This is a genomic window from Ochrobactrum quorumnocens (assembly GCF_002278035.1).
Lineage (GTDB): Bacteria > Pseudomonadota > Alphaproteobacteria > Rhizobiales > Rhizobiaceae > Brucella > Brucella quorumnocens.
Map to the genome: position 1 here is coordinate 1,890,734 of NZ_CP022603.1, position 23,169 is coordinate 1,913,902.

The window sequence follows — 23,169 nt, forward strand, 5'->3', positions numbered from 1 at the left end:
TTATTGTCCTTCGTTCTGATGCGGCGCGGCCGGCAATACGGGTGCGACGGGTGAGGGGACGCCGAGGAAGCGGTCACGGCTCTCGGCCCAGACGCCCAGGCATTCCGTATCGCGGGTCGCAGCTTCACCCAGGAGCTGGCAGCGCCGCTGCCCGGCGCGCAGCGGATCGGCGCTGGACGGCTGAAGCTGCCGGGCGGAGGGGGCTGCGGGCATCTCCTCCTCACGGGTCATCTCGATGGCGGTCGCCGTAATGGCGATCGCGACGAATATGATGGCGCCCAGGCGGGCCAGCATCTTGCCGTCCATGGTGTTTCCCTTTCCGGGCTCAGTTGCCGTTGTTGAACATCTGCGCGTTGCCCGGCTGGTAGCCGGAACCGGGCGTCAGGAAGCGGCGGCGCTGCTCGCGGCCCTGTTCGGCCGCCGCAGCCTGTTCGGCAGCGGAGAGAGCGCCGGCGCGGCCGTTGGCGGCCAGCAGCGCAGTCAGGTCGGAAAGCTGCTGGGCCTGAAGGGCGAGAAGCTGGTTTCCAGCTTGGGTCGCTTGCAGCGCTCCGGTCGCGCCCTGGCTCTGGCCGACCAGCGCCGACATCTCGGCGCGGTTGGTGTCGATGTTGCCGACAACACCGGCCTGCACGCGCATGGCGTCCTGAAGACCGCCGACCGTGTTCTGCCAGCGGTCGCGCGCGCCGACGACGAGCGCCTGATCCGACGCCGACATCGACGCATTGCCATATTGGGTTTGGAAGGCCTGATCGATTTTCTGGACGTCGAAGGCGATGTTCTGCGCCTGGCTCAGAAGTTGCTGCGTCTTCTGGACAGACTGCTGGAGTTGCTGGAGCGAGGAATAGGGCAGGCTCGCCAGGTTGCGGGCCTGATTGATCAGCATCGTCGCCTCGTTTTGAAGGGACGTGATCTGTTGATTGATCTGCTGGAGCGTGCGCGCCGCCGTCAGCACATTCTGACTGTAGTTGGTCGGGTCATAGACGATGCGCCCGAACTGCGCATGGGCGGGCACTGAAAAGACCGGCGACAGCGCCACCGGCACGGCAAAAAGGGTGGCGGCAATGAGGGCCGCGCGGGAGCGACGGATGATCATGGTAGTTTCTCCTGGAGGGTGAGGTCGGGGATGAGGTCGATGGCCCAGGCCACATCGCGGTGGCGCAGCCATGCGGCGAGGAAGCCCTCGCGGCCATGTTCAGCGACGATGCGCTGAATCTCGGTCTGGTCGGTTTTGGAAGAGGCGGCGCAGAGCGCCAGGGCCACGTCGGACAGGCCCAGCTCGAACAGCCGGTTGCCGCGGCGGGACTGGCAGTAATAATCCCGCTTGGGCGTGGCGCGTGCGAGGATCTCGATCTGCCGGTCGTTCAGACCGAAGCGCCGGTAGATCGCGGTGATCTGCGGCTCGATTGCCCGCTCGTTCGGTAACAGAAGCCGCGTCTGGCAGCTTTCGATGATGGCGGGAGCGATGTTGCTACCGTCGATGTCGGACAGGCTTTGCGTGGCGAAGACGACGCTAGCGTTCTTTTTGCGCAGGGTCTTCAGCCACTCGCGGAGCTGACCGGCGAAGCCGTCATCGTCGAGCGCCAGCCAGCCCTCGTCGATGATCAGCATGGTCGGCGAACCGTCGAGCCGGTCCTCGATGCGGTGAAAGAGATAAGAGAGCACGGCGGGGGCCGCACCCGTGCCGATCAGCCCCTCGGTCTCGAAGGTCTGCACGGATGCCGCGCCGAGATGCTCAGCCTCGGCGTCTAGCAACCGACCATAAGGGCCGCCCACGCAATAAGGTCGCAGCGCCTGTTTCAGATCGTTGGATTGCAGCAGCACGGCGAGGCCGGTGATAGTGCGCTCATTCACTGGGGCGGAGGCCAGCGAGGTTAACGCCGTCCAGATATATTCCTTCACTTCCGGCGTGATGGTTACGCCCTCGCGGGTGAGGATCGAGACGATCCAGTCGGCGGCCCAAGCGCGTTCTGGGACATCGTGGATGCCGGCGAGCGGTTGTAGCGAAACGCTGTCGTCGGCGTCTTCGCTTAAGCCCCCGCCAAGATCATGCCAGTCACCACCCATGGCGAGTGCGGCTGCCCGGATCGAACCGCCGAAGTCGAAGGCGAAGACCTGTGCGCCGGGATAGCGCCGGAATTGCAAGGCCATCAGCGCCAGCAGGACGGACTTGCCCGCGCCGGTGGGGCCGACAATCAGGGTGTGGCCGACATCGCCAACGTGAAGGGAAAACCGGAACGGGGTCGAGCCTTCGGTCTTGCCGAAGAGCAGAGGGGGCGCTGCAAAATGCTCGTCCCGTTCCGGCCCCGCCCACACCGCCGAGAGCGGGATCATGTGGGCGAGATTGAGTGTGCTGATGGGTGGTTGCCGGACATTGGCATAAACATGGCCGGGCAGGGAGCCGAGCCAGGCGTCCACGGCGTTGATGCCTTCCGCCATCGCCGTGAAGTCGCGGCCCTGAATGATCTTTTCGACCAGCCGGAGTTTTTCGGCAGCGATCCGGGGATCGTTGTCCCAGACTGTCACGGTCGCGGTGACATAGGCTTGCCCCGCGAAATCCGCGCCCAGTTCCTGAAGCGCCAGATCGGCATCGGCGGCCTTGTTCGACGCATCGGTGTCAACGAGAGCCGAGGCCTCGTTGGTCATGATCTCCTTGAGGATCGATGCGATCGACTTGCGCTTGGCGAACCATTGGCGGCGGATCTTGACCAGCAGCTTGGTCGCGTCGGTCTTGTCGAGCATCACTGCCCGCGTCGACCAGCGGTAGGGGAAGGCCAGCCGGTTGAGTTCGTCGAGAATTCCCGGCGTTGTCGCGGTCGGAAAGCCGACGATGGTGAGGATGCGCAGATGGGAGGCGCCGAGGCGCGGCTCCAGCCCGCCGGTTAGCGGTTGGTCAGCCAGAAGCGCATCGAGATACATCGGCGTTTCGGGCACGCGGACGCGGTGCCGTTTGGTCGAGATGCAGCCGTGCAGATAGGTCAAGGTCTCGGCATCATCGAGCCATTCGCATTCCGGCATGAAGCCATCGACGAGCTGGATCACGCGGTCGGTGCGGTCGACGAAGCTGCGGCGAATTTCCCGTGCATCGACGCCGGATTGCTCGCGGCCCTCATAGAGCCAGCTCTCCGCGCGCGCCGCATCTTCGGCGGGTGGGAGATAAAGGAAGGTCAGGAAGTAGCTGGACTCGAAATGCGTGCCGTCTTCCTCGAACCCCGCCTTGCGCTCGGCATCGAACAGGGCTGATGCCGCGTCGGGAAAGCGGCTGGCCGGATAGGTGGCGGAGGCATGGCGCTGCGCTTCGACGAAAATTGCCCAACCGGAGCCGAGGCGGCGGAAGGCGTTGTTCAACCGTCCGGCAACGGCCGCCAGTTCGGCGGGCACGGCGCTGTCGAGATCCGGCCCGCGAAACCGCGCGGTCCTCTGGAAGGAGCCGTCCTTGTTCAGCACCACGCCGTCACCGGCCAATGCTGCCCAGGGCAGGAAGTCGGCGAGGCGGGTGGCGGTGCGGCGATATTCTACGAGGTTCATCATGATGGTGTGGCTCCTCAAACGCCGAGATGGCCGGGGATGCGCAGATGGCGGCGCACGACATCGACGAACATCGGATCGCGTTTGGCCGCCCAGACGGCAGCGAAGTGGCCGAGCAGTCCGAGCGCGATGCCGACCAGCCAGAGGCGCAGCCCGAGGCCGAGGGCGGCCGCGAGCGTTCCGTTGACGATGGCTATGGAACGCGGGGCTCCGCCGAGCAGGATGTGCTCGGTCAGCGCCCGGTGGACCGGCACTATGAAGCCCGGCACTTCGGCCAGGTTTTCAAGCGAACTCGCCATCAGACAAGCGCTCCGCCGCCAAAGCTGAAGAAGCTCAGGAAGAACGAGCTGGCAGCAAACGCAATCGAGAGACCAAGGACGATCTGGATCAGCTTGCGGGCGCCGCCAGAACTGTCGCCAAAGGCAAGCGTCAGGCCGGTGACGATGATGATGATCACCGCGATGATCTTGGCGACCGGGCCTTCGATCGATTGCAGGATCGATTGGAGCGGGGCTTCCCACGGCATGGATGAGCCGGAGGCATGGGCGGTCGGTGCGAGGACCAGGGTGGCGTAGGTGACAGCGGCGGCCGTCGCGATGTGGCGACGGATACGCGAGGGACGGCGGATCATGAAAGGTCTCCTGTTGGGCTGGGGGCATCGGTTGCGGGGATGACGCGGTAGTCGCCGTCGGGGCCGAGGCCCTGGACGCTGGCGAGTTCGACAAGACGGCGCAGCGATCCGCGGCCCGACAGCACGGCGACCAGATCGATGGTCTCGGCGATCAGCGCGCGGGGCACCGTGATGACGGCTTCCTGAATGAGCTGCTCGAGACGGCGCAGCGCACCGATGCCGGTGCTAGCGTGGATGGTGCCGATCCCGCCGGGGTGGCCGGTTCCCCAGGCCTTCAGGAGATCGAGCGCTTCGGGGCCGCGCACCTCGCCGATCGGAATACGATCGGGGCGCAGACGTAGCGATGACCGAACGAGATCGGAGAGCGACGCCACGCCGTCCTTGGTGCGCATGGCCACAAGGTTCGGCGAAGCGCATTGCAGCTCGCGGGTATCCTCGATCAGCACGACGCGGTCGGAGGTCTTGGCGACCTCGGCGAGTAGCGCGTTGGTGAGGGTGGTCTTGCCGGTTGAGGTGCCGCCCGCGACAAGAATATTGGCGCGAGACGCAACGGCCTGCCGCAATGCCTCGGCTTGGCCAACATTCATGATCCCGGCGGCAACATAATCGTCGAGGGTGAAGACAGCGACGGCCGGCTTGCGGATCGCAAAGCTCGGCGCAGCGACAACGGGGGGCAGAAGGCCCTCGAACCGTTCTCCCGTCTCGGGGAGTTCGGCTGAAACACGTGGAGCGCCGGAATGCACTTCAGCGCCGACATGGTGCGCCACCAGACGGACGATCCGTTCTCCGTCCGCAGGTGACAGGCGTTCACCGGTATCGGAGAGGCCTTCAGAAAGCCGGTCGATCCAGAGCCGGCCGTCAGGATTGAGCATCACCTCGACGATCGACGGGTCTTCCAGAAACCGGGCGATGGCGGGGCCAAGGGCGGTGCGCAGCATGCGCGCGCCCCGCGTGATCGCCTCAGATTTCCGGTGAATAGTAACCGCTGTTTCGGCCCCACATTTTCTCGCGCTGTTTGATCTGCGAAGGGCTTTTCATGGATGGATGAAGGAGTTTCCCCATGGGGCCTACGGTGGAGTTTCTCACCCCTGAGAAGAGTATTAGCGGGGGAAGCAATAAATGGACGCCGGAATTCAAGGCCAGACTGGTCTCAGAAACGCTTCGGCCTGGTGCCCGTGTGGTTGATGTGGCGCAGCGTTATGGTGTTCGAGCAAACAGATTATCTATGTGGCGAACGCTAGCCAAGCGCGGTCAACTGGTTTTGCCAGCACCGGAAGACGGAATAGAATTCGCAGGGTTGGTGATCAGCGAGCCCTTGGCGGAACAACCGGGCTCTGACACCAGCTGCGTGGAGATATGCATTGGTTCAGTGACAGTACGTCTTGAATCGGGTGCGCCGATTTCGCGTATTGTTGCAGTTGCACGTGGACTGGCAGTCTCATCATGATATTTCCTTCCAATCGGGTGCGGATCATGGTGGCAACAAAGCCTGTTGACTTCCGCAGAGGGCATGACGGGCTAGCTTCGTTGGTGAAGAACGAATTGCGCAAAGATCCTTTCACTGGAACTGTATTTGTTTTTCGCTCGCGCAAGGCCGATCGGCTAAAACTGATCTACTGGGATGGCACAGGTATGGTTCTGGCTTATAAGCGTTTGGAAGCCCATACGTTCAGCTGGCCAGAGATCCGGGATGGGCTGATGTCGTTGAACCATGCACAGTTTGAGGCTTTGTTTGCTGGGCTTGACTGGCGACGTGTGCGCGCAGTGGAGGTGAGAGCGCCGATTACGGTTGAATAGCTATTGAGCACCTGTCTCATAGCTGCGGCACGATGACTCTGGCAGCATAATCCTCAAGCATATCAAGGCCGGATTTGGTAAGTTTAGCCCATGCTGGATGCCTCTGATCTTCCCAATGATATTGCTGAGTTGAAGGCGCTTCTGATTGCAGCAACAGCGCTCGGTCTTCGTAAGGATGATCGGATTGCGCGGCTGGAGAAGCTGGTTGCAGCCTTCAAACAGGCCGCTTTTGGACGCAAGTCAGAGAAGATTAATCCAGAGCAGTTTGATCTGGCCCTGGAAGATCTGGAAACAGCTATTGCGGCGATCCATGCGGAGGATGAAGCGGATACAGCATCCACCAAGCCTGCCTCAAAGCCACGTGCCATCAATCGCGGTTCTCTTCCAAAGCACCTGCCACGTATCGACGAAGTGATAGAACCGGAAAGTCTGATTTGCGCCTGCGGTGGTTGCATGCATTGCATTGGCGAAGATGTTTCTGAGCGACTGGTGTTGATTTCCACCCAGAAGTGAGCCGGAGGGGGTGCGGATAAAAACTTGGACTGGTTTTACGTTACAATGCCAAGACTGTTTCGATATTCGATTGGGCTTCGTGCGCCAAGTGACATTTTGATCCGTTTCTCATTGTACCATCGAATATAGTCATCGACTTCCTTGATAAACTGCTCAAGTGTGGTGGTCTTCCAATCACGGGGGTAGAAGAGTTCTGTTTTCAGCCTTCCGAAGAAGCCTTCGCATGCAGCGTTATCTGGGGAGCACGCCTTGCGGGACATTGAGCGCACCAGCTTCGCATCACTGATCCTCGATAGCCAACCCGGCCAGCGATAGTGTGCTCCCCGATCAGAATGTACTATTGGCCACTCATCTCTACCTGTGACAGTTTCTATGGCGGCATCAAGCATCGTATTGACCAATTCCGCATCTGGTCTCACTCCGATAGACCAGCTGATGACCAAACCATCGAAGCAGTCGATGATGGGCGAGAGATACACCTTGCCAGCCGGAATATGGAATTCAGTGATATCGGTCAGCCATTTCTCGTTTGGGGCTGTGGCCTGAAAGTCGCGATTAATAAGATTCTCGGGTGCCGGACTGATTTCTCCGAGATAAGAGCGGTATCGCCGCCGCTTTGGCGTGGCAACGATCAGGTTCTCCTGCTTCATCAAGCGCTGCACAACCTTCTCTGAGATTGTAACGCATTGTTTGGCTAATGACGCCTGTAGCCTGCGGTAGCCATAGCATCGACGGTTGGCTTCGAAGATTTCGGTGATGTTTTGACGAATAGTGAGGTACTTGTCGCTCATCCTCATGCGGGTTCGATGGTAAAAATATGAGCTGCGCGCCAGTCCCAACTGAGCAAGCAGATCCGGGAGTTGATAAAGATCTTTTAGGGCGTCAACCAACAGCGTTTTCTCCCGATTATTCAGGAGTTGCAGATCGACGCCCAGGTCTTTTTTTAGAATTTCATTCGCTTTCTTCAAAAGGTCGTGCTCAAGCTGCAGTTTCTGAATATCGTGCTGCAGTGTTTCGAGCTGGCGCTCTAATTCTTTTCGCTCTGGCACTGGCGGTGAGTTGTTCTTGCGTTTCATGATTGCGGGAGCCTCCGGACCAAGTAACTGGTTTTTCCAGTTATACAGTGTCGGTCTGCATACGCCGAGCTTTTCGGCCAGGGCCTGCGCACTTTCTTGCCGATTATAAAGTCCGACGACGCCAGCCTTCTTCAACGTCTCCGGATATCGTGGAGGACCAACTCTACCAACTGTCGCTTTTCGAGCTTCAGGAAACGCCTCACGAACCCATGCTGTCAACGTTGCACGACCTGGATAGCCTAAGGCGCGCATCGTTGCAGAAACACAACGACTATGTGTGCGGTAGTGCTCAACAGCCGCTTCCTTCTGCGCCTGTGTGAACTTTGGGGCTCGGGGCGCAAATCCTAAACGCAGATCAAGAAGGTGCTCATATTCCAGGTACCAGCCCTTCAAAGCATTCTTGCTTGGATAGCCCAACTGGCGAATAGTCGCTTTCGGGCGTTTGCCAAGCTTGATGTAGAGCGCAACTGCTCGCATCCGGTCTTCGTAGGAATACATGAACTAGCTCCATGATAGTCCAAGTTTTCGTCCGCACCCCCGGAATTGCGGGTAATTTCCATTGAGAACTGAGCCATGTGACCCTGCCTCCACTGTTTTGTGCAGCGGAGGACAACGGAGTGATCCACATGGGACTTTTGAACATCATTCGCCGCATGTTTTTGCGGGACAAGCTCTCGATCCGTGAGATTGCACGGCGGACTGGTCTTTCACGCAATACTGTTACAAAGCATGTTTCCTCGGGTACGATTGAGCTTAAATTTGCGACACCGGATCGACCCAGCAAGCTTGATCCTTACGCAGACAAGCTTGCAGCATGGCTAAAAATTGAAGCAGGTAAATCGCGGAAACAACGCCGTAATCTGAAGCAACTTCATGCTGATCTGGTCGCTCTTGGTTTTGACGGATCTTATGGCCGGGTTGCAGCCTTCGCTAGGAACTGGCGTGCAGATCGCCAACGGGAGCAGCAGACAAGCGGGCGCGGAACCTTCATTCCGCTGACTTTCCGCGCGGGTGAAGCTTTTCAATTTGATTGGAGTGAGGATTTTGCTGTGCTGGGTGGAGAACGCACCAAGTTACAGGTTGCGCATTTTAAATTGTCTCACAGTCGAGCATTTGTGGTCAGGGCTTACCTGCTTCAGACCCATGAGATGCTGTTCGATGCCCATTGGCACGGGTTGCGCGTCCTGGGTGGTGTGCCCGAACGCGGTATATACGATAACATGAAGACGGCAGTTGACCGGGTTGGCCGTGGCAAAGAACGGCATATCAACATGCGCTTTCTTGCCATGGCGAACCACTATGTCTTCGAGCCAGAGTTCTGCAACCCTGCTGCTGGATGGGAGAAGGGGCAGGTCGAGAAGAATGTGCAAGATGCTCGCCCGCGCTTGTGGCAACCAATACCCAGCTTTCCCGATCTGGATGCACTTAATGGGTGGCTGGAACAGCGTTGTATTGAGCTTTGGAATGAGATCCCGCATGGCACTCTTACTGGATCAATTGCGGATGTTTGGGTGGGTGAACAATCATCACTGATGCCAATGCCAGTAGCATTTGACGGCTTTGTTGAGCAAAGCAAGCGTGTCTCCCCGACCTGCCTGATTAACTTTGAGCGTAATCGCTACAGTGTACCGGCATCATTTGCGAACCGTCGGGTTAGTCTGCGGATCTATCCTGATCGACTTGTCATCGTCGCAGAAGGGCAGTTCTTATGTGAACATCCACGTATCATTGACCGATCACACAGAATGCCTGCACGCACAATTTATGACTGGCATCATTATCTGGCAGTGATCCAGCGCAAACCAGGTGCCTTGCGCAATGGCGCGCCCTTTGCTCAATTACCGATTGCCTTCAAACAGTTACAGGACATTATGCTTCGTCGCCCCGGCGGAGATCGCGAGATGGCTGATATACTGGCATTGGTGTTGCAACACGATGAGCAGGCCGTACTTACGGCTGTGGAACTCGCTCTTTGCGAAGGTGTGGCGACCAAAACCCATGTGCTAAATCTGTTGCACCGACTGATTGATGGTAAGACAAGCAACGGACCAAACCTCGACACTCCGCAGGCATTGAACTTAAAGCATGAGCCTAAAGCCAACGTTGAGCGGTATGATGATCTACGCATGCAGCTAACGGGAGGCCGTCATGCGTCATGATCCTGCCAGTGGGGCTATTGTCATCATGCTTCGCAGTTTGAAGATACATGGTATGGCACAGGCGGTTACTGACCTCATCGAGCAGGGTGCGCCCGCTTTTGAAGCTGCAGTTCCGATCCTGTCTCAACTGCTCAAAGCTGAGCTGGCCGAACGAGAAGTTCGTTCTGTTGCCTACCACATGAAAGCAGCCCGCTTCCCTGCTTATAAGGACCTCTCGGCATTTGACTTCGCAGCCAGCGAGATCAATGAAGCAAGCTTACGACAGCTACATCGCTGTGAGTTCCTCAATGAGGCGCAGAATATCGTGCTGATTGGCGGACCGGGAACAGGGAAGACCCATGCCGCAACAGCCATCGGTGTTCATGCCATCGAACATTATCGGCGCAAGGTTCGTTTCTTCTCAACCATTGAGCTCGTCAACGCACTTGAACTGGAAAAGGCCAAGGGTAAGGCAGGCCAGATTGCTGAGAACTTAACACGGCTGGATTTGGTGATCCTGGACGAACTTGGATATCTGCCATTCAGTGCGTCAGGGGGAGCACTTCTATTCCACCTGCTCAGCAAGCTCTATGAGCGTACCAGCGTTGTCATCACGACCAATCTCAGCTTCAGCGAATGGGCCAGCGTCTTTGGCGATGCAAAGATGACGACGGCACTTCTCGATAGACTGACGCACCGCTGTCATATCCTGGAAACTGGAAACGATAGCTTCAGATTTAAAGCGAGTTCTGCAGCAGCAGCTCAAAAAGACAAAGGAAAAAACCAATGACTTGACCTAAGCATAAGCCGGAATCCATAATTAATGGTGGCTCACTTCTCGGTGAAAATTCCGGCTCACTTCTACGTGGAAATCAACAATTGGGTGATCGGTTCGAGCGAAAAGCACCTCTCTCGTATTTATGACGCACTGAAACTCCGGCTCAGATCGCAGACACTCATTCACGGCGACGAGACCACGGTTCAGGTGCTGAAAGAAAAGGACAAGGCTGCCACCAGCACGTCCTACATGTGGGCATACCGGAGTGGCGAAGACAGCGTTGAACCGATCGTGCTGCTCGATTATCAGCCCGGTCGCGGGCAGCAATATCCCCAGGCCTTTCTCGGTGACTATCGCGGCATAGTGATGAGCGATGGTTATACGGCCTGGCGCACTTTGAAAAGTGCCACACATATTGGTTGCATGGCGCATTCGCGGCGGCGCTTTGTCGAAGCGCTGCGTGCCAGAAAGAAAGGCGGTGGACCGGCAGAGCAGGCGCTGAAGTTCTTCGAGCAGCTTTACCGGATTGAAAAACAGGCTCGCGATGAATGCCCGAATGACGGTGAAACGCAGGCAGACTGCATTCGTCGCTTTCGCCAACAGCACAGCATTCCGGTCCTGAATGCCCTCAAGGAATGGCTCGACAAGATAGCTCCGAAGGTTTTGCCGGAAAGCAAGCTTGAGGATGCGGTCTCCTATACGATCAATCAATGGCAATATCTGACGCGTTACACCGAAGACGGCAACGTGCCGATCGACAACAATTTGCTGGAACGCGATATCAGAATTTTTGCCACCGGCAGGAAATCGTGGCTCTTCAGCGATACCATAGACGGAGCGCGGGCCAGCGCCATCGTCTACAGTCTCATGCTGACCTGTCGTGCATGCGGCGTTGAACCATTTGCATGGCTTAAGCACGTCCTCACCGAACTGCCGCAGCGACCCGACGATACCAATATTGTCGACCTGCTGCCATTCAACTTCAATAGCCTAAGGCTCAACCGATAATGGCACCGTCAAATCGCCACAACGTATATTGAATTGCATGCTGGTTTTGGCCAAGCGACTTATCACTTTATCCGCTGCTCACAGACTGCGCAGGTCGCCATTCGTAAATAGTGTCAAGCGTATCAGCAGAAACAAATTCAAATCCGCAAAAGCGGTAAAATTTGTTGGACGGACTTCCATTCAGGGCCAGAAGCCTGATGGGTAATCCACATGTCTCCGCTTGCCTCTTTAGAGCCTTGATCACCCTCTGGCCGATGCCGCGCCCCTGAGAGTTGGGAACGATGTAGAGGTGGTCCAGGTAAAGATGATCGGAGTGTTTACGCAAAACATAGAAACCGACAATTCTGTCATTTAGATAGATGATCTCTGTATCTTTTGGATCAAAGGACGACAAGAAGCGCTCCCGAGCGCGATCCGGATCAAATCTTCCGACGGCTTCAAGGCTTGGACGCATGGCTTCTACCCGGATTGCAGCGAGTTGCTCAGCCGCTGTGCCGACCGCAGTTTCTGTCCGATAACCGATGATCTCCAAATTGGACTCCTTAAGCTAATAGCGCTTTCCCAAAAAGCTTGAGCATAAGTTTGATCAGACGGCAACAGCGGCTTTGTTACAAGACCTCATTACTTTGCCCAAGAACATGCAGGGAAATGAGCGCTTACGTTTGTGGACCGTCAAGGGAACCATCACTATGATCGCGAATGGAAGAAGCAGGTTGTTGCGGTTGCGCTCGAGCCGGGCACTTCGCTATCGCGTGTTGCCATTGATCACGGGATAAATACGAACCTTGTGCGCAAGTGGGTGCGTAAGCATAAGGAGGCGCAGATGGATACCCTGCAGCCATCGCCGCCTTTAGGGTCAGCCTTTATTCCGGTTCGGGTTGAATCTGCTGCAGATGATGTCGTGACGAGAAGTGACAGGCCTCGCGCGCTGGCCCTGAAATCCCGTAATTCTGGTGAGATGCGGCCGACGCCTGCGAAGATCGCCTCGTTCTCCTCTGTAGCGAGGCTGACTGTGTCCTTGCCCAATGGGATAAAGCTGTCGCTGGAATGCGACGATGTGCGGGCATTAACGGCGGTCATCGGAGCCGTGAGCGATGTTTAGTTTTGCTTCTGAAGTTCAGGTCTATCTGCACCGTGATCCCATCGACTTCCGAGCCGGGATCAATAGCCTTGCGGTTCTTGTTCAGGAGGAGATGGAGCTTGACCCGTTTGCACTGGCGATCTTTGCATTTTGCAACCGCCGTCGCGACCGGATGAAGATTTTGTTCTTTGATCGCTCAGGTTTTGTACTCATATTGAAGCGATTAACTGACGACAAGTTCCGCTGGCCGCAGCGTCAGGAAACAATCATGCAGCTTGACGTTGAGCAATTGCACTGGTTGCTAGACGGCATTGATATCGATGCGATGGTTCGTCACCCGGTACGACAATATAGAATTGCTGGTTGATGGGTATTAAGCTCAGCGGATAAATATAAACGGAAACAGCATTCATTTATTGACGTGGCGCGTTACGTTCGATTCAAACATTGGAATGAATCGGACAGGTACACCTGATGTTGCGGAATTGATGGCACTATTGGCGGCGAAGGCTGCCGAGATCGCTGCGCTGCAAGCAGAAAACCAGAAACTGAACGAGCGGGTCTTCACACTTGAGGAAGAACTGGCGCTCGCAAGATTACATCGCTTTGCGCCGCGCAGCGAAAAGCACACTGACCGTGTCTTCAATGAAGCTGAACAGGCTGCTCTTGAGGATGATGCAGGCGACGCGGACACCGTTGAACTGCCCGAAACGGGGTTGCCAGACTCCGAAGCGCGGCAAGGCAAGAAGCGCGGGCGTAAACCGCTGCCTGCCAATCTGCCGCGCGAGCGTGTCGAATATGACCTTCCCGATGATCAGAAGATGTGTCCGTGTTGCAGTTATCGGATGCATCGCATGGGTGAGCTCGTTACCGAACAGCTTCATATTGAGGTGAAGGTCAAGGTTTTGCAGAACGTGCGGGCCAAATATGCGTGTCGCAACTGCGATCGCACCGGGATCAAAACCCCGATTGTGATCGCACCGATACACGCTCAGCCCTTGCCAGGCAGCATTGCCACGGCCTCGACGCTGGCATTTGCGCTCGTTCACAAATATGTCGACGGCACGCCGCTTTATCGTCTGGCGAAAGCCTTCGAGCGTGCGGGCGTTCCTGTCAGCCGTGGTGCTCTGGGGCATTGGGTGATCGGTTCCAGTGAAAAGCATCTTTCCCGTATCTATGATGTGCTGAAATTGCGGCTGAGATCCCAGCCTCTCATTCATGGCGACGAGACTACAGTTCAAGTACTGAAGGAAAAGGACAAAGCTCCCACCAGTACATCCTACATGTGGGCGTACCGAAGCAGTCAGGATTGTGCCCAACCGATCGTGCTGCTCGATTATCAGCCTGGTCGTGGGCAGATTTACCCGCAGGCCTTTCTTGGCGACTATCGTGGCATACTGGTGAGCGATGGTTATACGGCCTGGCGCACCTTGAAAGGAGCCACGCATATCGGCTGCATGGCGCATTCGCGGCGGCGCTTTGTCGAAGCGCTGCGCGCCAGAAAGAAAGGCGGCGGGCCACCAGAGCAGGCGCTGAAATTCTACGAGCAGCTTTACCGGATTGAAAAACAGGCCCGCGACGAAAACCCGGATGACGGTGAAACGCAAGCTGACTGCATCCGACGCTTTCGCCAGCAACACAGCGTTCCGGTTCTCCAAGCTCTCAAGCAATGGCTGGATAAAATTGCACCCAAGGTTTTGCCACAGAGCAAGCTTGAAGATGCTGTCTCCTATACGCGCAATCAGTGGGAATACCTGACCCGTTACACTGAAGACGGCACTATGCCGATCGACAACAATTTATTGGAACGGGACATCAGAATTTTTGCCACTGGAAGAAAATCGTGGCTCTTCAGCGATACCGTCGACGGAGCACGGGCCAGCGCCGTCATCTACAGCCTCATGCTGACCTGCCGCGCGTGCGGTGTTGAACCATTCGAATGGCTGAAGCACGTCCTCACCGAATTGCCACAACGCTCAAACGATGCGGATATGGAAGATCTGCTGCCATTTAAATTCAAAAAATAACCCAGTCGAGCGGCTTCCAGTTCCGTCAAATCACCTCGACGTGCACTAAAATGAGCGCTTACGATCTACGCAAGGGCACGGTTGCGCAGGCCCCCGATGGCCCGTTCGATGGTGCAACTTGCCTATTGACCCTCCATCATCTCGACGGAGGCGAACGGCTACGAACGCTGGAGGGCATCCGGCGCCGTCTCACACCAGGGGCTAGCCTTATCATCACTGAGCATACGGCTCCTGACCCCGACCCTGTGCGGTGGATGACGCGATCTGTCGCCTTTGGTGACCGAGACGGGCTTGATTGGGAGAAGGCCGAGACCACGGGCAGGATGATGATCGAGCGGTTGACGTTATTGTCTCCCGCCGATGAAGAGAGTTTCTTGCGCGAAGCCGGCTTTACGGAAATCGCCCTGTTTTATGCTGCTCTGTCTTTTCGTGGTTGGATTGCAAGCGTCGGCCGGCCCTGACCAGCGTGTCGCAGCCGGAAAAAATACGTTCGAGCCAGAACCTTGCATCCCATCTGGCTGTAATCTTCGCGTAATTCTGTTGCCCTAGCTGCGATGTGATCGAAGCGGTGCTCGTGTCGCCCAAAAGCAGACATGAGAATACAAAGGAGACGGGAATGAAGATTCGCAGCAAGGGGATGCAATTGTCCCGGCCCGGCTGGCCAGAAGTCGCAGTCGCTTTGCTCATCTATTTGATGCTGCTAGCCGTCATTGCCGTCATGATGGCACGGATTTCCGACGAGAATGCCGTATTGCGTGGCAATTTTGGCATGGTGGCTAATGGTATAGCGGGTGTTCTCGCGTTAGCAGCGGCGATTTCCATGCGCATCCGCAGCCTAAGAAAATTCGGCCTTCGCCGCGTTGCCGTGACGTGGCTATTTGCGGGGGCGGTGATCGGGATTGCGGCCTATGGCATCAGTCATGTCATGGAGGCCGTCTATTTCACCTACATCGCCGAGCAAAACACTCAGGCAGATTTTCAGGCCGCCGCAACTGACGGGGCGCTCTCGTTTCTCATATTGCTGGTGAGTGGCGCGATTCTTACGCCTTTTGGCGAAGAAGCCGTGTTTCGCAGCGTCGTTGCCAACGCTTTGAATCGCTATGGCGGATGGGCCGGCGTCGGCGGCAGTGCATTCATCTTTGCTGCCATTCACGGGCCAAGTGTGGTCTTCCTCAACGCATTTCTTATAGGCGTCCTCACCGGCCTGCTGTTTCGCAAGACAAATTCGATTTGGCCCGGCCTTGTCGTGCATGCCGTTTTCAACGGCCTATGGCTGATCACCTATGCGGTCGCCTGAATGGTTCGGCCCCCGGGGTCTTTGGTTTCAGGCCCTGTGGTTCGCGGCCATTTAACATGTCGAACCGCAGCCGGAACTGAAGATTTACTGCTTTTTACTTCAGCGATGGCGAAGACGATCCGGTTGACGATAAGGGCGAGCAGCCCATCATTATTGGAGCACAGCTTTAAAAAATGCTGCCTCGGTCGTCCCGCGTGACGCTCCGTTTCCACAACTCGCCCGCCCTTTTGATCGGGCGAGTTATGCCGGTGGGGCACAGACCAAAACGCGGTCACTCAATTTTATGACACGGAGGGGATGCGCGCGATAACCTTTATCTCAACATCAAACCCTGCAAGCCAGTTCACTCCAACAGCTGTCCAGTTTGGATAGGGCGCTTCTGGGAAGGCCTCGGCCTTCGCCGTCATGAAGGCCTCGAACTGTTTCTCCGGATCTGTATGAAAGCTGGTCACATCAACGATATCGGCAAAGCCGCATCCGGCTGCTGATAGGACGGCTTTGAGATTGGCGAAGGCGCGGCGGGCTTGTGCCGGATAGTCTGGTTCAGGACTACCATCTTCTCTGCTGCCGACCTGCCCAGATACGAAAAGCAGATCACCGGATCGAATTGCAGCCGAATAGCCATGCGCTTCGTAAAGAGCATGGCGGTCGGCGGGGAAAACAGGGGTAGGGGTCGTCATTCTTACCTCTTGGGTTCGAGAGCCTTCACACTAGGCAAGGTTTCAGATACGATGCGTATGTGTAACTGACATACGGTTCGTATGTCAATCGTGTGTGCAACAGAAAGGCAACCTAGTGGTGAGAAGCACGTCCAGAAGCCGGTCTTCGATGATGGAGGAAACTCGGCTTAGACTGATCGCTGCGGGAAGGCGTGCCTTTGCTGAGAAGGGTTTCGCTGCAGCGTCCATGGACGATCTTACGGCAGCTGCCGGACTGACGCGGGGTGCTCTGTATCACCATTTCGGCGACAAGAAGGGGTTGTTTGCCGCAGTTGTGGCGCAGATCGATGGAGAGATGGCCGAGCGCGCTCGGCTGGCAGGAGAAAAGGCAGTAACCGGTTGGGCAGCGCTGGAAGCACAGGGCGTAGCCTACATCGAGGCGGCACTTGATCCCGAAATTCAGCGTATTGTGCTGTTAGACGGGCCGGCCTTTCTAGGCGATCCATCGCAATGGCCCAGCCAATGCGTATGTCTTGAGGATACCCGCGTGGCGTTGGCCAATATGTCCGGGGCTGGTGTTCTCAAGCCAGTTGACATTGAAGCCGCGGCACGCCTGCTGAACGGGGCGGCTCTGAATGCAGCACTTTGGGTCGCGGCGAGTGACGATCCGCATGCAACACTGCCCAAAGCATTAGAAGCCTTCAGGCTGGTTTCGTCGGGGTTCCTGGCGACCTGAGGCAAAAGCATCATTGCAGCAGTGTATGGAAACAGCAGACGCCAGATCTGCGCGGGCTCTTATCTTCAACTCTCATATTCCTCTGTCCACTCGTCTGGGTGCCGGCCGTCGTCCCCATCTCTAGGAACATCGTCCTGATTCCAGCTTGGCGGTAAGGTGGGTACGGCGAAGCTTCGGTGAACGTTTTGGACGTGCGAAGCATTGATCGAGCCTGTCCTCCCTGACGCACTGGGAAGGCGCGCGTTGTGAGCACAGTTACACAAGCCTGCTGTTCAGCGCGCTTAAATGGGTCGAACGCATCGTTCTTCGCGTCACCGCCTTAGCGATGGCTCCGCCAACGTCAGTATCGATTGTCCGGCGTCGGCACCGTCGGATAACCGTTGCACCTAGCCACTATTAGCTGCGTCGTATCGCGTTTGTGCTTGCTCAATCTCTTCGAAGTTCGTCGACGCCCACCGCACCAGCGATCTGATGGCGGGAGCCAACGCAAAGCCAAGCTCGGTGCCACGATACTCCACGCCCGGTGGCGATCCAGCAATGATCTGTCTCGATATAAGGCCGCTTCGCTCGAGCCTGCGCAGGGTCTGCGCCAAGGCTTTTGGCGTTACCGGCCCGACGCAACGTCGCAGTGCGTTGAAGCGCAGCGGGCCATGGCAAAGCTGTACGAGGATCAACAAGGTCCACTTTTCAGCCAGAAGTGCCATCAGGCTTCTGGCCCCTTCGGATAGTTCCGGGGGCGGATCGTCGTAAGGGGGCAGTATCGTCATGGCTACTATATGACCCTTTAGTGCGTTCTTGTGCAGTTAGTATACAAGATATATCTCCTATCTTAGGTGCAACTCAAAGGAAAAACAAGCATGAGAACTATTGTTTCGAAAGGACCCCGGACCGAACTGAAAATTGTCGAGGTGGAACCGCCGGCTGCAGGTGTCGGGGAGGTGGTCATCGATGTTCGCGCGATCGGCGTTGGCCGCGTCGACCTGATCATGCGAGAGATAATTTCGGCGGATTTCGTACCTGGCATCGAGGTTGCGGGCATCGTCTTGGCGGCAGGTCCTGATTGCGATCCACAATGGCTCGGTCGACGCGTGTTTTCGCGCACAAAGGCTGGTGCCTATGCCGATCAGGTGGTCGTCAGCAGCGCTGTGCTTGTCGCCTTGCCGGAGGGATTGTCTTTCGAAGCTGCGGTCGCTTCGGGGGTCAATGCGCTGGTTGCCCAGTTTTGTCTGACCAAGGCGCAGGTGATTGGCGGCGAACATGTTCTCGTACGGGGTGCGCAGGGAGGTATTGGCCACCTCGCGGTCCAAATGGCGGCAAGCTTGGGGGCCCAATTGATCGATAGCCCCAGAGGCAGTTCACCTGCACCCACCGATGTGGTCATCGACCTCGTCGCAGGATCGGACACAGGCGCCTTTATCGAACAGCTCAATGCGAACGGTCGCTACGTGATCGCAGGAATTTCTGCAGGCATGCCGCCAGCGGATTTCGCTAGTTCCCTGCTCGCGGACTTCAGGCGGTCCCGGTCTCTCATCACGCTCAGCCTAGATACCGTTCCCGATGCCCATCTCAACAGCGCCGCAGAAAAGATTTTCGCCGACGTTACAGCCGGGAACATCAAGCCGGTCGTCGCTCAGACACTGACGTTCGAGCAGGCAGACCAAGCGCATCACCTGATCGTAGAAGGCGGGCTACACGGCAAGATCGTTCTTGTGCCCTGATGCTTTAAAGCCCACGACCACATCAATGGGCAGGACTCTAATCCATTCTGGAGGAAATTCTCAGTGGCAGGTCAAACTCCGCGTAACTTCCACGTAATTTTCGGCGGCCATACGTCTCTGTCTTGGTGCTTCTCAACGGTCGACGGACGGCCGTAGCGGCGATGGATCGAAAGGACAGGCATGAAAAAGATTATTGCAGGCGTATTCGTTTGCTTGACGCTGACAGCGTGCAGCCAGACGGAAAAGGGTGCAGGCATTGGTGCGGCGGGCGGCGCTATCATCGGTGGGCTGGCAAGCGGGACGTGGGAAGGCGCTGCAGTGGGAGCCGCTGCAGGTGGCGCGGGAGGGGCCGTAGTGGGCAACATCAGCGAAAATAAAGACAGGAACCGCCGCAACCGCTGGGAGCAACGGGACCGACGTAATTACGGCTGCAAATACCGGGATCATTACGGTCGTTGTCGATAAGGATTGCTGGCTGGGCGGCGCGCGTCAAAGGCGAAATGGATAGCGGACGAACTTCGGTTTCTCCGGTCTCCACGCCCGCAGCAATCTCATGATGTACAACAACCTGACGGTCAGAACGTCGCGCCCGTCGATTTTATCTGAACCAGAGTCTTAGTTTTGCTGTAGAGACTATCAGGAATGATAGTTCGAGACTTAAATCATTAGACGATTATGAAACTTCTACTTATCGAAGATGATCCGGAAATGACGGATGCGTTGAGGGTAGCTCTCTCGCAGCATGGCATCGTTCTTGACGCCGTTGGAGATCTGGCAACGGCGCGGGAAGCAATCGCCATGGCGGATTACGATATTGTCCTTATTGATCGGCAACTGCCGGATGGTGATGGCAGTACTTTCCTCGCCGATTTGCGTCGCGCGGGTTCAAATACGCGATCCATCATCATCTCCGCTCTGAGGTCGACCGACGAGCGAATTTCCGGGCTCAATGACGGTGCTGATGACTATTTGCCGAAGCCGTTCGAAATTCCCGAGCTGATTGCCAGAATGAGCGCTGTGCTGAGGCGGGCGCCGACAACCGGCCCGTTCGTCCTGTCGGCAGGAAACGTCACCTATGATCGTGTTTCATGCGATGTGCATGTCAACGGCGTCCGGCTTGCGCTCACCCGCAGGGAACTGCTCATTATCGAAACACTTCTGAGAAACCGAGGCCGTACCGTGTTGCGCTCGTCCCTTGAGGGGCAGGTCTATTCATTTGACGATGAGATCCAGTCGAACTCACTGGAATCCAATATGTCTCGCCTGCGCCGAAAGCTTGGCGAAGCGGAGGCCGACATTGTTATCAAGAACATTCGTGGCATAGGCTACTACCTTCATGAGCAGAAATAGGATGACCAGCACATCCCTTCGTTGGCGATTCACTTTTGGTTTTATTGTCCTGCAGCTCTGCGGGGTCGTCGCGTCGCTCAGCCTGGTTTTCTATCTCCTTTCTGGCCTCAAGCCCGATGTGGCGATCACCTCCATCTGGCTGTCTCAGGAAATAGCAGATTCGGTTCGTCTCGAGCCGAATGGCCGGCCCCAGCTGGTGCCGACGGCCAAGCTAAAAGAGATCATGGAGGAAGCGCCTGACCTTTGGTTCGTGGCAGACCTGGGCAAAGATATCGTCCTTGCACACGGCGTGCCTCCCGGGAAAATTGCCGACAACATACCATTCTTGCGGACGTTCAGAAGCGTCGAGCTCCATGGTGATCTGAAGGATCCGTTGAGTGTCGCCCGCATGGAGCGTTTCGACACAGAGGCCGGTGAGGCAACGATTTTCGCTGGCGGTGTTTCGATGTCCCAATATGGTGTGACCGTGCTGTTGGGTAACCTTGCCATCGGCGTGCCGGCGCTGATCCTCGTCGCCATCTCCCTCATTGGCGTTCCGTTCGTCACACGCTGGGCGCTGCGGTCCTTCAGCGACCTGACCGGGCGTCTCGACAGGATCGATCTCGACACTCGCGGTGCCCTGGTCGAAGAGCGTGGCTTGCCCAACGAAGTTCTTCGCGTTGTGCGTGACATCAACAGGGCGTTACGTCGTCTCGATAGTGGCTTCGAGGCGACGGAGCGCTTCTTCGTCAACGCGGCGCATGAACTTCGAACGCCGATCGCTATCCTGCAGGTGAGAATCGACACCCTTTCACCAGGTTCGGACAAGACACACCTACAGACGGCCATCAAACGACTTACAGCGATCGCGAACCAGCTTCTCGACACTGAGAAGTACCGGCAGAAACCTCAGCAAAATGTACCTGTCGATCTCAACAACGTTGTGTCGAAGGTGGTCGCCGAACTTGCTCCCTTGGCCATCGCCGAAGGCTACGAAATCTCGTTCGACAGCTACGCGGAAGGCATGTTCGTTCCCGGTGATGCCGAAGCTTTGGAGCGTGCATTCGTCAATCTGGTACGTAATGCGGTTCAGTACGGAGGTGGAAGGGGACAGATATCGGTCGGTATTGAGGCTGACGGCAGCGTGACTGTCGCCGATCAGGGCTGCGGAATTGCCGGCGACAAGCATTCGCGCATATTCGAGCCGTTCTACCGGGTCAACCCTCACGGCTCAGGTGCGGGCCTGGGGCTCAGTATGGTCAACGAGATCGTGACCCGCCATGGCGGTTACGTCGAGCTTTCTTCCGCGCCAGGCAAGGGCAGCACCTTTGTGGTGCGCTGGCGCGACATGCGCGTTTTCCGCCAGCCGTAGGGAACCCGCCGGTTGCGCCGGCTGGTCGATGAGACGGTATCATTTGTGGATAGGGCCGTTATCGCACTCAATGTCTCGCGGGCAATCTCTGGCATGCCATCAATCTGGCAAGCACTCTTTGCCGACCGGTCGACTTTGCAATGGGCGCCAAACACACCAGGCGTGACAACAGCCAGGTGATGTCGGGTTCCTGACCAGCGGCCAGCCGGGACGGCCGCTCTCCGTAATTTTTGCGTAATTTTCGTGACGGAGAAAGCCCGCAATTCTCAATAGCACGGACCATGAATTGATGACACGACACATTACCCGCAAGCGTCTGATCCTGGCGGCAGTGACCCTTGTGGGTCTGCTGGTTGTCTGGACCCTGTTTCTGCGTCCGCCGGCGAAACCTGAACTGGTGACCACGCAGGCGAGAACGGGTGACATTGAAGAGGTCGTGTTGGCGACAGGGGTTCTCGAACCGCTCGAGCTGGTGCGTGTCGGCGCTCAGGCGTCGGGTCGCGTTGAGCGTTTGGCGGTCGAGATCGGTGACGTTGTCGAAGCTGGCCAATTGGTGGCCGAGATCGATTCCCAGACCCGACGCAACACCTTGCGAGACCGGGAGGCCGCCTTGGCCAACATCCGGGCCGTTCACGCCGCGCGTATGGCCGGACTGGTGAAAGCCGAGAAGGATTTCGAGCGCCAGCGTGACCTGCTGGCAGGTGGTTCCACGCCGCGCGCCCAGTATGACGCCGCGGTTGCGATGCGAGACACCGCACGGGCTGAGGTTCAGTCGCTGGACGCTCAGGTCTCCCAAGCGCAGGTCGCGCTGGAGTCTGCGGGTATAGAACTGGACTATACCCGCATCACTGCCCCAATCGCCGGCACAGTGGTCGCGATCGTCACCGACGAAGGTCAAACCGTCAATGCCCTGCAGACTGCGCCGACCATCGTCATGATCGCGCGATTGGACAGAATGAAGGTGCGCGCGGATATCTCCGAGGCTGACGTCGTGCGTGTCCGGCGGGGCCTGCCGGTCTGGTTCAGCATTCTTGGCGATCCGAAGCGTCGTTTCGATGGGGAGTTGCGCCAGGTGGAACCGGCTCCCGCCTCCATCGCCAACGAAGGCAGCACTGCTGCAAGCGGGCCTGGCTCAACCAAAGGTGCTGTCTATTACACCGGGCTGATCGACGTCGCAAACGCGGACGGGGTTCTGCGGCCTTCCATGACGGCGCAGGTGTCCATTGTTCTCAGCCGCGTCAGCGGCGCCGTGTTGGTGCCGCTGAGTGCTGTGGAGGGTGCGCCGCGAGCTGGCGACACGGCACGCATCCGGGTGCTCGACGCGGCGAGCGAGGTTCAGATCCGGCAGGTGCAGGTCGGTGTCGACAACGGCGCGGACATCCAGATCCTTAGCGGTCTTCAGACAGGCGAGATCATCGTCCTGGGAGCATCCACGGACGAGCGCACGGATGGTCAGTCTCAACTGGCCGCGGCGCAGCGGTAGG

At 57.4% G+C, this 23,169-nt stretch carries 25 protein-coding genes and 2 pseudogenes; 17 read left to right on the forward strand and 10 right to left on the reverse strand.

From position 1 onward, the window contains the following. The 6 genes from trbK-alt to trbB are packed head-to-tail and all read right to left on the reverse strand — an operon-like array spanning position 1 to position 5,094. Positions 1-306, reverse strand: a complete 306-nt coding sequence (gene trbK-alt / locus CES85_RS08920; protein WP_095445540.1) for a putative entry exclusion protein TrbK-alt — start codon at positions 304-306, stop codon at positions 1-3. Between the two features lie 19 nt (positions 307-325). Next, a complete protein-coding gene (trbJ, locus tag CES85_RS08925) occupies positions 326-1,093 on the reverse strand; it encodes a P-type conjugative transfer protein TrbJ (RefSeq protein WP_095445541.1) in 768 nt (255 codons plus the stop codon). Then, a complete protein-coding gene (gene trbE, locus CES85_RS08930) occupies positions 1,090-3,528 on the reverse strand; it encodes a conjugal transfer protein TrbE (protein ID WP_095445542.1) in 2,439 nt (812 codons plus the stop codon). Before trbE ends, trbJ begins: the two co-directional genes overlap by 4 nt. 14 nt (positions 3,529-3,542) lie before the next feature. Continuing rightward, positions 3,543-3,824: a VirB3 family type IV secretion system protein gene (locus CES85_RS08935; RefSeq protein WP_095445543.1), complete on the reverse strand. Its 282-nt coding sequence runs from the start codon at positions 3,822-3,824 to the stop codon at positions 3,543-3,545. After that, on the reverse strand, positions 3,824-4,156 hold the full coding sequence (locus CES85_RS08940) for a TrbC/VirB2 family type IV secretion system protein (RefSeq protein WP_095445544.1): 333 nt from the start codon (positions 4,154-4,156) through the stop codon (positions 3,824-3,826). Before CES85_RS08940 ends, CES85_RS08935 begins: the two co-directional genes overlap by 1 nt. Continuing rightward, positions 4,153-5,094 (reverse strand): P-type conjugative transfer ATPase TrbB, encoded by a 942-nt coding sequence (gene trbB / locus CES85_RS08945; RefSeq protein ID WP_095445545.1) that lies wholly within the window; start codon positions 5,092-5,094, stop codon positions 4,153-4,155. The genes CES85_RS08940 and trbB overlap by 4 nt, the downstream gene beginning before the upstream one ends. Positions 5,095-5,216: 122 nt before the next feature. On the opposite strand from trbB, the gene CES85_RS27130 reads away from it, so the two are divergent. From CES85_RS27130 to CES85_RS08955, 3 genes and pseudogenes are all read left to right on the forward strand, one after another. Next, positions 5,217-5,603 (forward strand): transposase, encoded by a 387-nt coding sequence (locus CES85_RS27130; protein WP_157743443.1) that lies wholly within the window; start codon positions 5,217-5,219, stop codon positions 5,601-5,603. Then, on the forward strand, positions 5,600-5,953 hold the full coding sequence (gene tnpB / locus CES85_RS27135) for an IS66 family insertion sequence element accessory protein TnpB (RefSeq protein ID WP_138787576.1): 354 nt from the start codon (positions 5,600-5,602) through the stop codon (positions 5,951-5,953). Before CES85_RS27130 ends, tnpB (CES85_RS27135) begins: the two co-directional genes overlap by 4 nt. A 90-nt stretch (positions 5,954-6,043) precedes the next feature. Continuing rightward, positions 6,044-6,460 (forward strand): annotated as a pseudogene (locus tag CES85_RS08955) (transposase domain-containing protein); the annotation flags it as partial. A 41-nt stretch (positions 6,461-6,501) separates the two neighbouring features. Here CES85_RS08955 and CES85_RS08960 read toward each other — a convergent pair. Continuing rightward, a complete protein-coding gene (locus CES85_RS08960; RefSeq protein WP_095445546.1) occupies positions 6,502-8,040 on the reverse strand; it encodes an IS3 family transposase in 1,539 nt (512 codons plus the stop codon). A 128-nt stretch (positions 8,041-8,168) separates the two neighbouring features. On the opposite strand from CES85_RS08960, the gene istA reads away from it, so the two are divergent. From istA to tnpC (CES85_RS08975), 3 genes and pseudogenes are all read left to right on the forward strand, one after another. After that, positions 8,169-9,701 carry an IS21 family transposase gene (gene istA, locus CES85_RS08965; RefSeq protein ID WP_095445547.1) on the forward strand — a complete coding sequence of 511 codons (1,533 nt, stop codon included), beginning with the start codon at positions 8,169-8,171 and terminating at the stop codon, positions 9,699-9,701. Then, entirely contained in the window at positions 9,691-10,470 is a 780-nt protein-coding gene (istB, locus tag CES85_RS08970) for an IS21-like element helper ATPase IstB (RefSeq protein WP_095445548.1), read from the forward strand. Before istA ends, istB begins: the two co-directional genes overlap by 11 nt. 81 nt (positions 10,471-10,551) lie before the next feature. Further along, positions 10,552-11,466, forward strand: a pseudogene (gene tnpC / locus CES85_RS08975) (IS66 family transposase); the annotation flags it as partial. A 67-nt stretch (positions 11,467-11,533) separates the two neighbouring features. Here tnpC (CES85_RS08975) and CES85_RS08980 read toward each other — a convergent pair. Further along, the gene (locus CES85_RS08980; protein ID WP_208636268.1) at positions 11,534-11,998 is read right to left on the reverse strand and encodes a GNAT family N-acetyltransferase; all 465 of its coding nucleotides are present in this window, start codon (positions 11,996-11,998) and stop codon (positions 11,534-11,536) included. 132 nt (positions 11,999-12,130) lie between these two features. On the opposite strand from CES85_RS08980, the gene tnpA reads away from it, so the two are divergent. From tnpA to CES85_RS09005, 5 genes are all read left to right on the forward strand, one after another. Then, a complete protein-coding gene (gene tnpA, locus CES85_RS08985; protein WP_095445549.1) occupies positions 12,131-12,568 on the forward strand; it encodes an IS66-like element accessory protein TnpA in 438 nt (145 codons plus the stop codon). Continuing rightward, positions 12,561-12,914, forward strand: a complete 354-nt coding sequence (gene tnpB / locus CES85_RS08990) for an IS66 family insertion sequence element accessory protein TnpB (protein ID WP_095445550.1) — start codon at positions 12,561-12,563, stop codon at positions 12,912-12,914. The genes tnpA and tnpB (CES85_RS08990) overlap by 8 nt, the downstream gene beginning before the upstream one ends. Before the next feature lie 85 nt (positions 12,915-12,999). Then, positions 13,000-14,574 (forward strand): IS66 family transposase, encoded by a 1,575-nt coding sequence (gene tnpC / locus CES85_RS08995; RefSeq protein ID WP_095445774.1) that lies wholly within the window; start codon positions 13,000-13,002, stop codon positions 14,572-14,574. A gap of 50 nt (positions 14,575-14,624) precedes the next feature. After that, positions 14,625-15,035 carry a class I SAM-dependent methyltransferase gene (locus tag CES85_RS09000; RefSeq protein WP_095445551.1) on the forward strand — a complete coding sequence of 137 codons (411 nt, stop codon included), beginning with the start codon at positions 14,625-14,627 and terminating at the stop codon, positions 15,033-15,035. Positions 15,036-15,190: 155 nt separating this feature from the next. Next, positions 15,191-15,871 (forward strand): CPBP family intramembrane glutamic endopeptidase, encoded by a 681-nt coding sequence (locus CES85_RS09005; protein ID WP_095445552.1) that lies wholly within the window; start codon positions 15,191-15,193, stop codon positions 15,869-15,871. Between the two features lie 281 nt (positions 15,872-16,152). Here the strand turns inward: CES85_RS09005 and CES85_RS09010 are convergent, their stop codons facing one another. Continuing rightward, positions 16,153-16,551: a RidA family protein gene (locus tag CES85_RS09010; protein WP_095445553.1), complete on the reverse strand. Its 399-nt coding sequence runs from the start codon at positions 16,549-16,551 to the stop codon at positions 16,153-16,155. A gap of 151 nt (positions 16,552-16,702) precedes the next feature. Between CES85_RS09010 and CES85_RS09015 the strand changes: the two genes are divergently transcribed. Further along, positions 16,703-17,266, forward strand: coding sequence for a TetR/AcrR family transcriptional regulator (locus CES85_RS09015; RefSeq protein ID WP_095445775.1), 564 nt, complete (start codon positions 16,703-16,705; stop codon positions 17,264-17,266). A gap of 386 nt (positions 17,267-17,652) precedes the next feature. Here CES85_RS09015 and CES85_RS09020 read toward each other — a convergent pair whose 3' ends face one another. Then, entirely contained in the window at positions 17,653-18,033 is a 381-nt protein-coding gene (locus tag CES85_RS09020) for a winged helix-turn-helix transcriptional regulator (protein WP_095445554.1), read from the reverse strand. Between the two features lie 90 nt (positions 18,034-18,123). Between CES85_RS09020 and CES85_RS09025 the strand changes: the two genes are divergently transcribed. The 5 genes from CES85_RS09025 to CES85_RS09045 all read left to right on the forward strand — a co-directional run bounded on the left by CES85_RS09025 (position 18,124) and on the right by CES85_RS09045 (position 23,168). Further along, a complete protein-coding gene (locus CES85_RS09025) occupies positions 18,124-18,984 on the forward strand; it encodes a quinone oxidoreductase family protein (protein ID WP_095445555.1) in 861 nt (286 codons plus the stop codon). A gap of 180 nt (positions 18,985-19,164) precedes the next feature. Next, positions 19,165-19,449, forward strand: coding sequence for a YMGG-like glycine zipper-containing protein (locus CES85_RS09030; protein ID WP_095445556.1), 285 nt, complete (start codon positions 19,165-19,167; stop codon positions 19,447-19,449). A 210-nt stretch (positions 19,450-19,659) separates the two neighbouring features. Beyond that, positions 19,660-20,334 carry a response regulator transcription factor gene (locus tag CES85_RS09035; RefSeq protein WP_095445557.1) on the forward strand — a complete coding sequence of 225 codons (675 nt, stop codon included), beginning with the start codon at positions 19,660-19,662 and terminating at the stop codon, positions 20,332-20,334. A gap of 1 nt (position 20,335) precedes the next feature. Beyond that, a complete protein-coding gene (locus tag CES85_RS09040; RefSeq protein ID WP_095445558.1) occupies positions 20,336-21,685 on the forward strand; it encodes a sensor histidine kinase in 1,350 nt (449 codons plus the stop codon). A gap of 289 nt (positions 21,686-21,974) precedes the next feature. After that, the gene (locus tag CES85_RS09045; protein WP_095445776.1) at positions 21,975-23,168 is read left to right on the forward strand and encodes an efflux RND transporter periplasmic adaptor subunit; all 1,194 of its coding nucleotides are present in this window, start codon (positions 21,975-21,977) and stop codon (positions 23,166-23,168) included. Position 23,169: the final 1 nt, after the last annotated feature.

What these genes read in the sequence shown, in the direction of transcription:
- trbK-alt (WP_095445540.1), bottom strand. Translation starts at nt 306, where the DNA reads ATGGACGGCAAGATGCTGGCCCGCCTGGGCGCCATCATATTCGTCGCG.
- trbJ (WP_095445541.1), bottom strand. Translation starts at nt 1,093, where the DNA reads ATGATCATCCGTCGCTCCCGCGCGGCCCTCATTGCCGCCACCCTTTTT.
- trbE (WP_095445542.1), bottom strand. Translation starts at nt 3,528, where the DNA reads ATGATGAACCTCGTAGAATATCGCCGCACCGCCACCCGCCTCGCCGAC.
- CES85_RS08935 (WP_095445543.1), bottom strand. Translation starts at nt 3,824, where the DNA reads ATGGCGAGTTCGCTTGAAAACCTGGCCGAAGTGCCGGGCTTCATAGTG.
- CES85_RS08940 (WP_095445544.1), bottom strand. Translation starts at nt 4,156, where the DNA reads ATGATCCGCCGTCCCTCGCGTATCCGTCGCCACATCGCGACGGCCGCC.
- trbB (WP_095445545.1), bottom strand. Translation starts at nt 5,094, where the DNA reads ATGCTGCGCACCGCCCTTGGCCCCGCCATCGCCCGGTTTCTGGAAGAC.
- CES85_RS27130 (WP_157743443.1), top strand. Translation starts at nt 5,217, where the DNA reads ATGGGGCCTACGGTGGAGTTTCTCACCCCTGAGAAGAGTATTAGCGGG.
- tnpB (WP_138787576.1), top strand. Translation starts at nt 5,600, where the DNA reads ATGATATTTCCTTCCAATCGGGTGCGGATCATGGTGGCAACAAAGCCT.
- CES85_RS08960 (WP_095445546.1), bottom strand. Translation starts at nt 8,040, where the DNA reads ATGTATTCCTACGAAGACCGGATGCGAGCAGTTGCGCTCTACATCAAG.
- istA (WP_095445547.1), top strand. Translation starts at nt 8,169, where the DNA reads ATGGGACTTTTGAACATCATTCGCCGCATGTTTTTGCGGGACAAGCTC.
- istB (WP_095445548.1), top strand. Translation starts at nt 9,691, where the DNA reads ATGCGTCATGATCCTGCCAGTGGGGCTATTGTCATCATGCTTCGCAGT.
- tnpB (WP_095445550.1), top strand. Translation starts at nt 12,561, where the DNA reads ATGTTTAGTTTTGCTTCTGAAGTTCAGGTCTATCTGCACCGTGATCCC.
- tnpC (WP_095445774.1), top strand. Translation starts at nt 13,000, where the DNA reads ATGAATCGGACAGGTACACCTGATGTTGCGGAATTGATGGCACTATTG.
- CES85_RS09000 (WP_095445551.1), top strand. Translation starts at nt 14,625, where the DNA reads ATGAGCGCTTACGATCTACGCAAGGGCACGGTTGCGCAGGCCCCCGAT.
- CES85_RS09005 (WP_095445552.1), top strand. Translation starts at nt 15,191, where the DNA reads ATGAAGATTCGCAGCAAGGGGATGCAATTGTCCCGGCCCGGCTGGCCA.
- CES85_RS09010 (WP_095445553.1), bottom strand. Translation starts at nt 16,551, where the DNA reads ATGACGACCCCTACCCCTGTTTTCCCCGCCGACCGCCATGCTCTTTAC.
- CES85_RS09015 (WP_095445775.1), top strand. Translation starts at nt 16,703, where the DNA reads ATGGAGGAAACTCGGCTTAGACTGATCGCTGCGGGAAGGCGTGCCTTT.
- CES85_RS09020 (WP_095445554.1), bottom strand. Translation starts at nt 18,033, where the DNA reads ATGACGATACTGCCCCCTTACGACGATCCGCCCCCGGAACTATCCGAA.
- CES85_RS09025 (WP_095445555.1), top strand. Translation starts at nt 18,124, where the DNA reads ATGAGAACTATTGTTTCGAAAGGACCCCGGACCGAACTGAAAATTGTC.
- CES85_RS09030 (WP_095445556.1), top strand. Translation starts at nt 19,165, where the DNA reads ATGAAAAAGATTATTGCAGGCGTATTCGTTTGCTTGACGCTGACAGCG.
- CES85_RS09035 (WP_095445557.1), top strand. Translation starts at nt 19,660, where the DNA reads ATGAAACTTCTACTTATCGAAGATGATCCGGAAATGACGGATGCGTTG.
- CES85_RS09040 (WP_095445558.1), top strand. Translation starts at nt 20,336, where the DNA reads ATGACCAGCACATCCCTTCGTTGGCGATTCACTTTTGGTTTTATTGTC.
- CES85_RS09045 (WP_095445776.1), top strand. Translation starts at nt 21,975, where the DNA reads ATGACACGACACATTACCCGCAAGCGTCTGATCCTGGCGGCAGTGACC.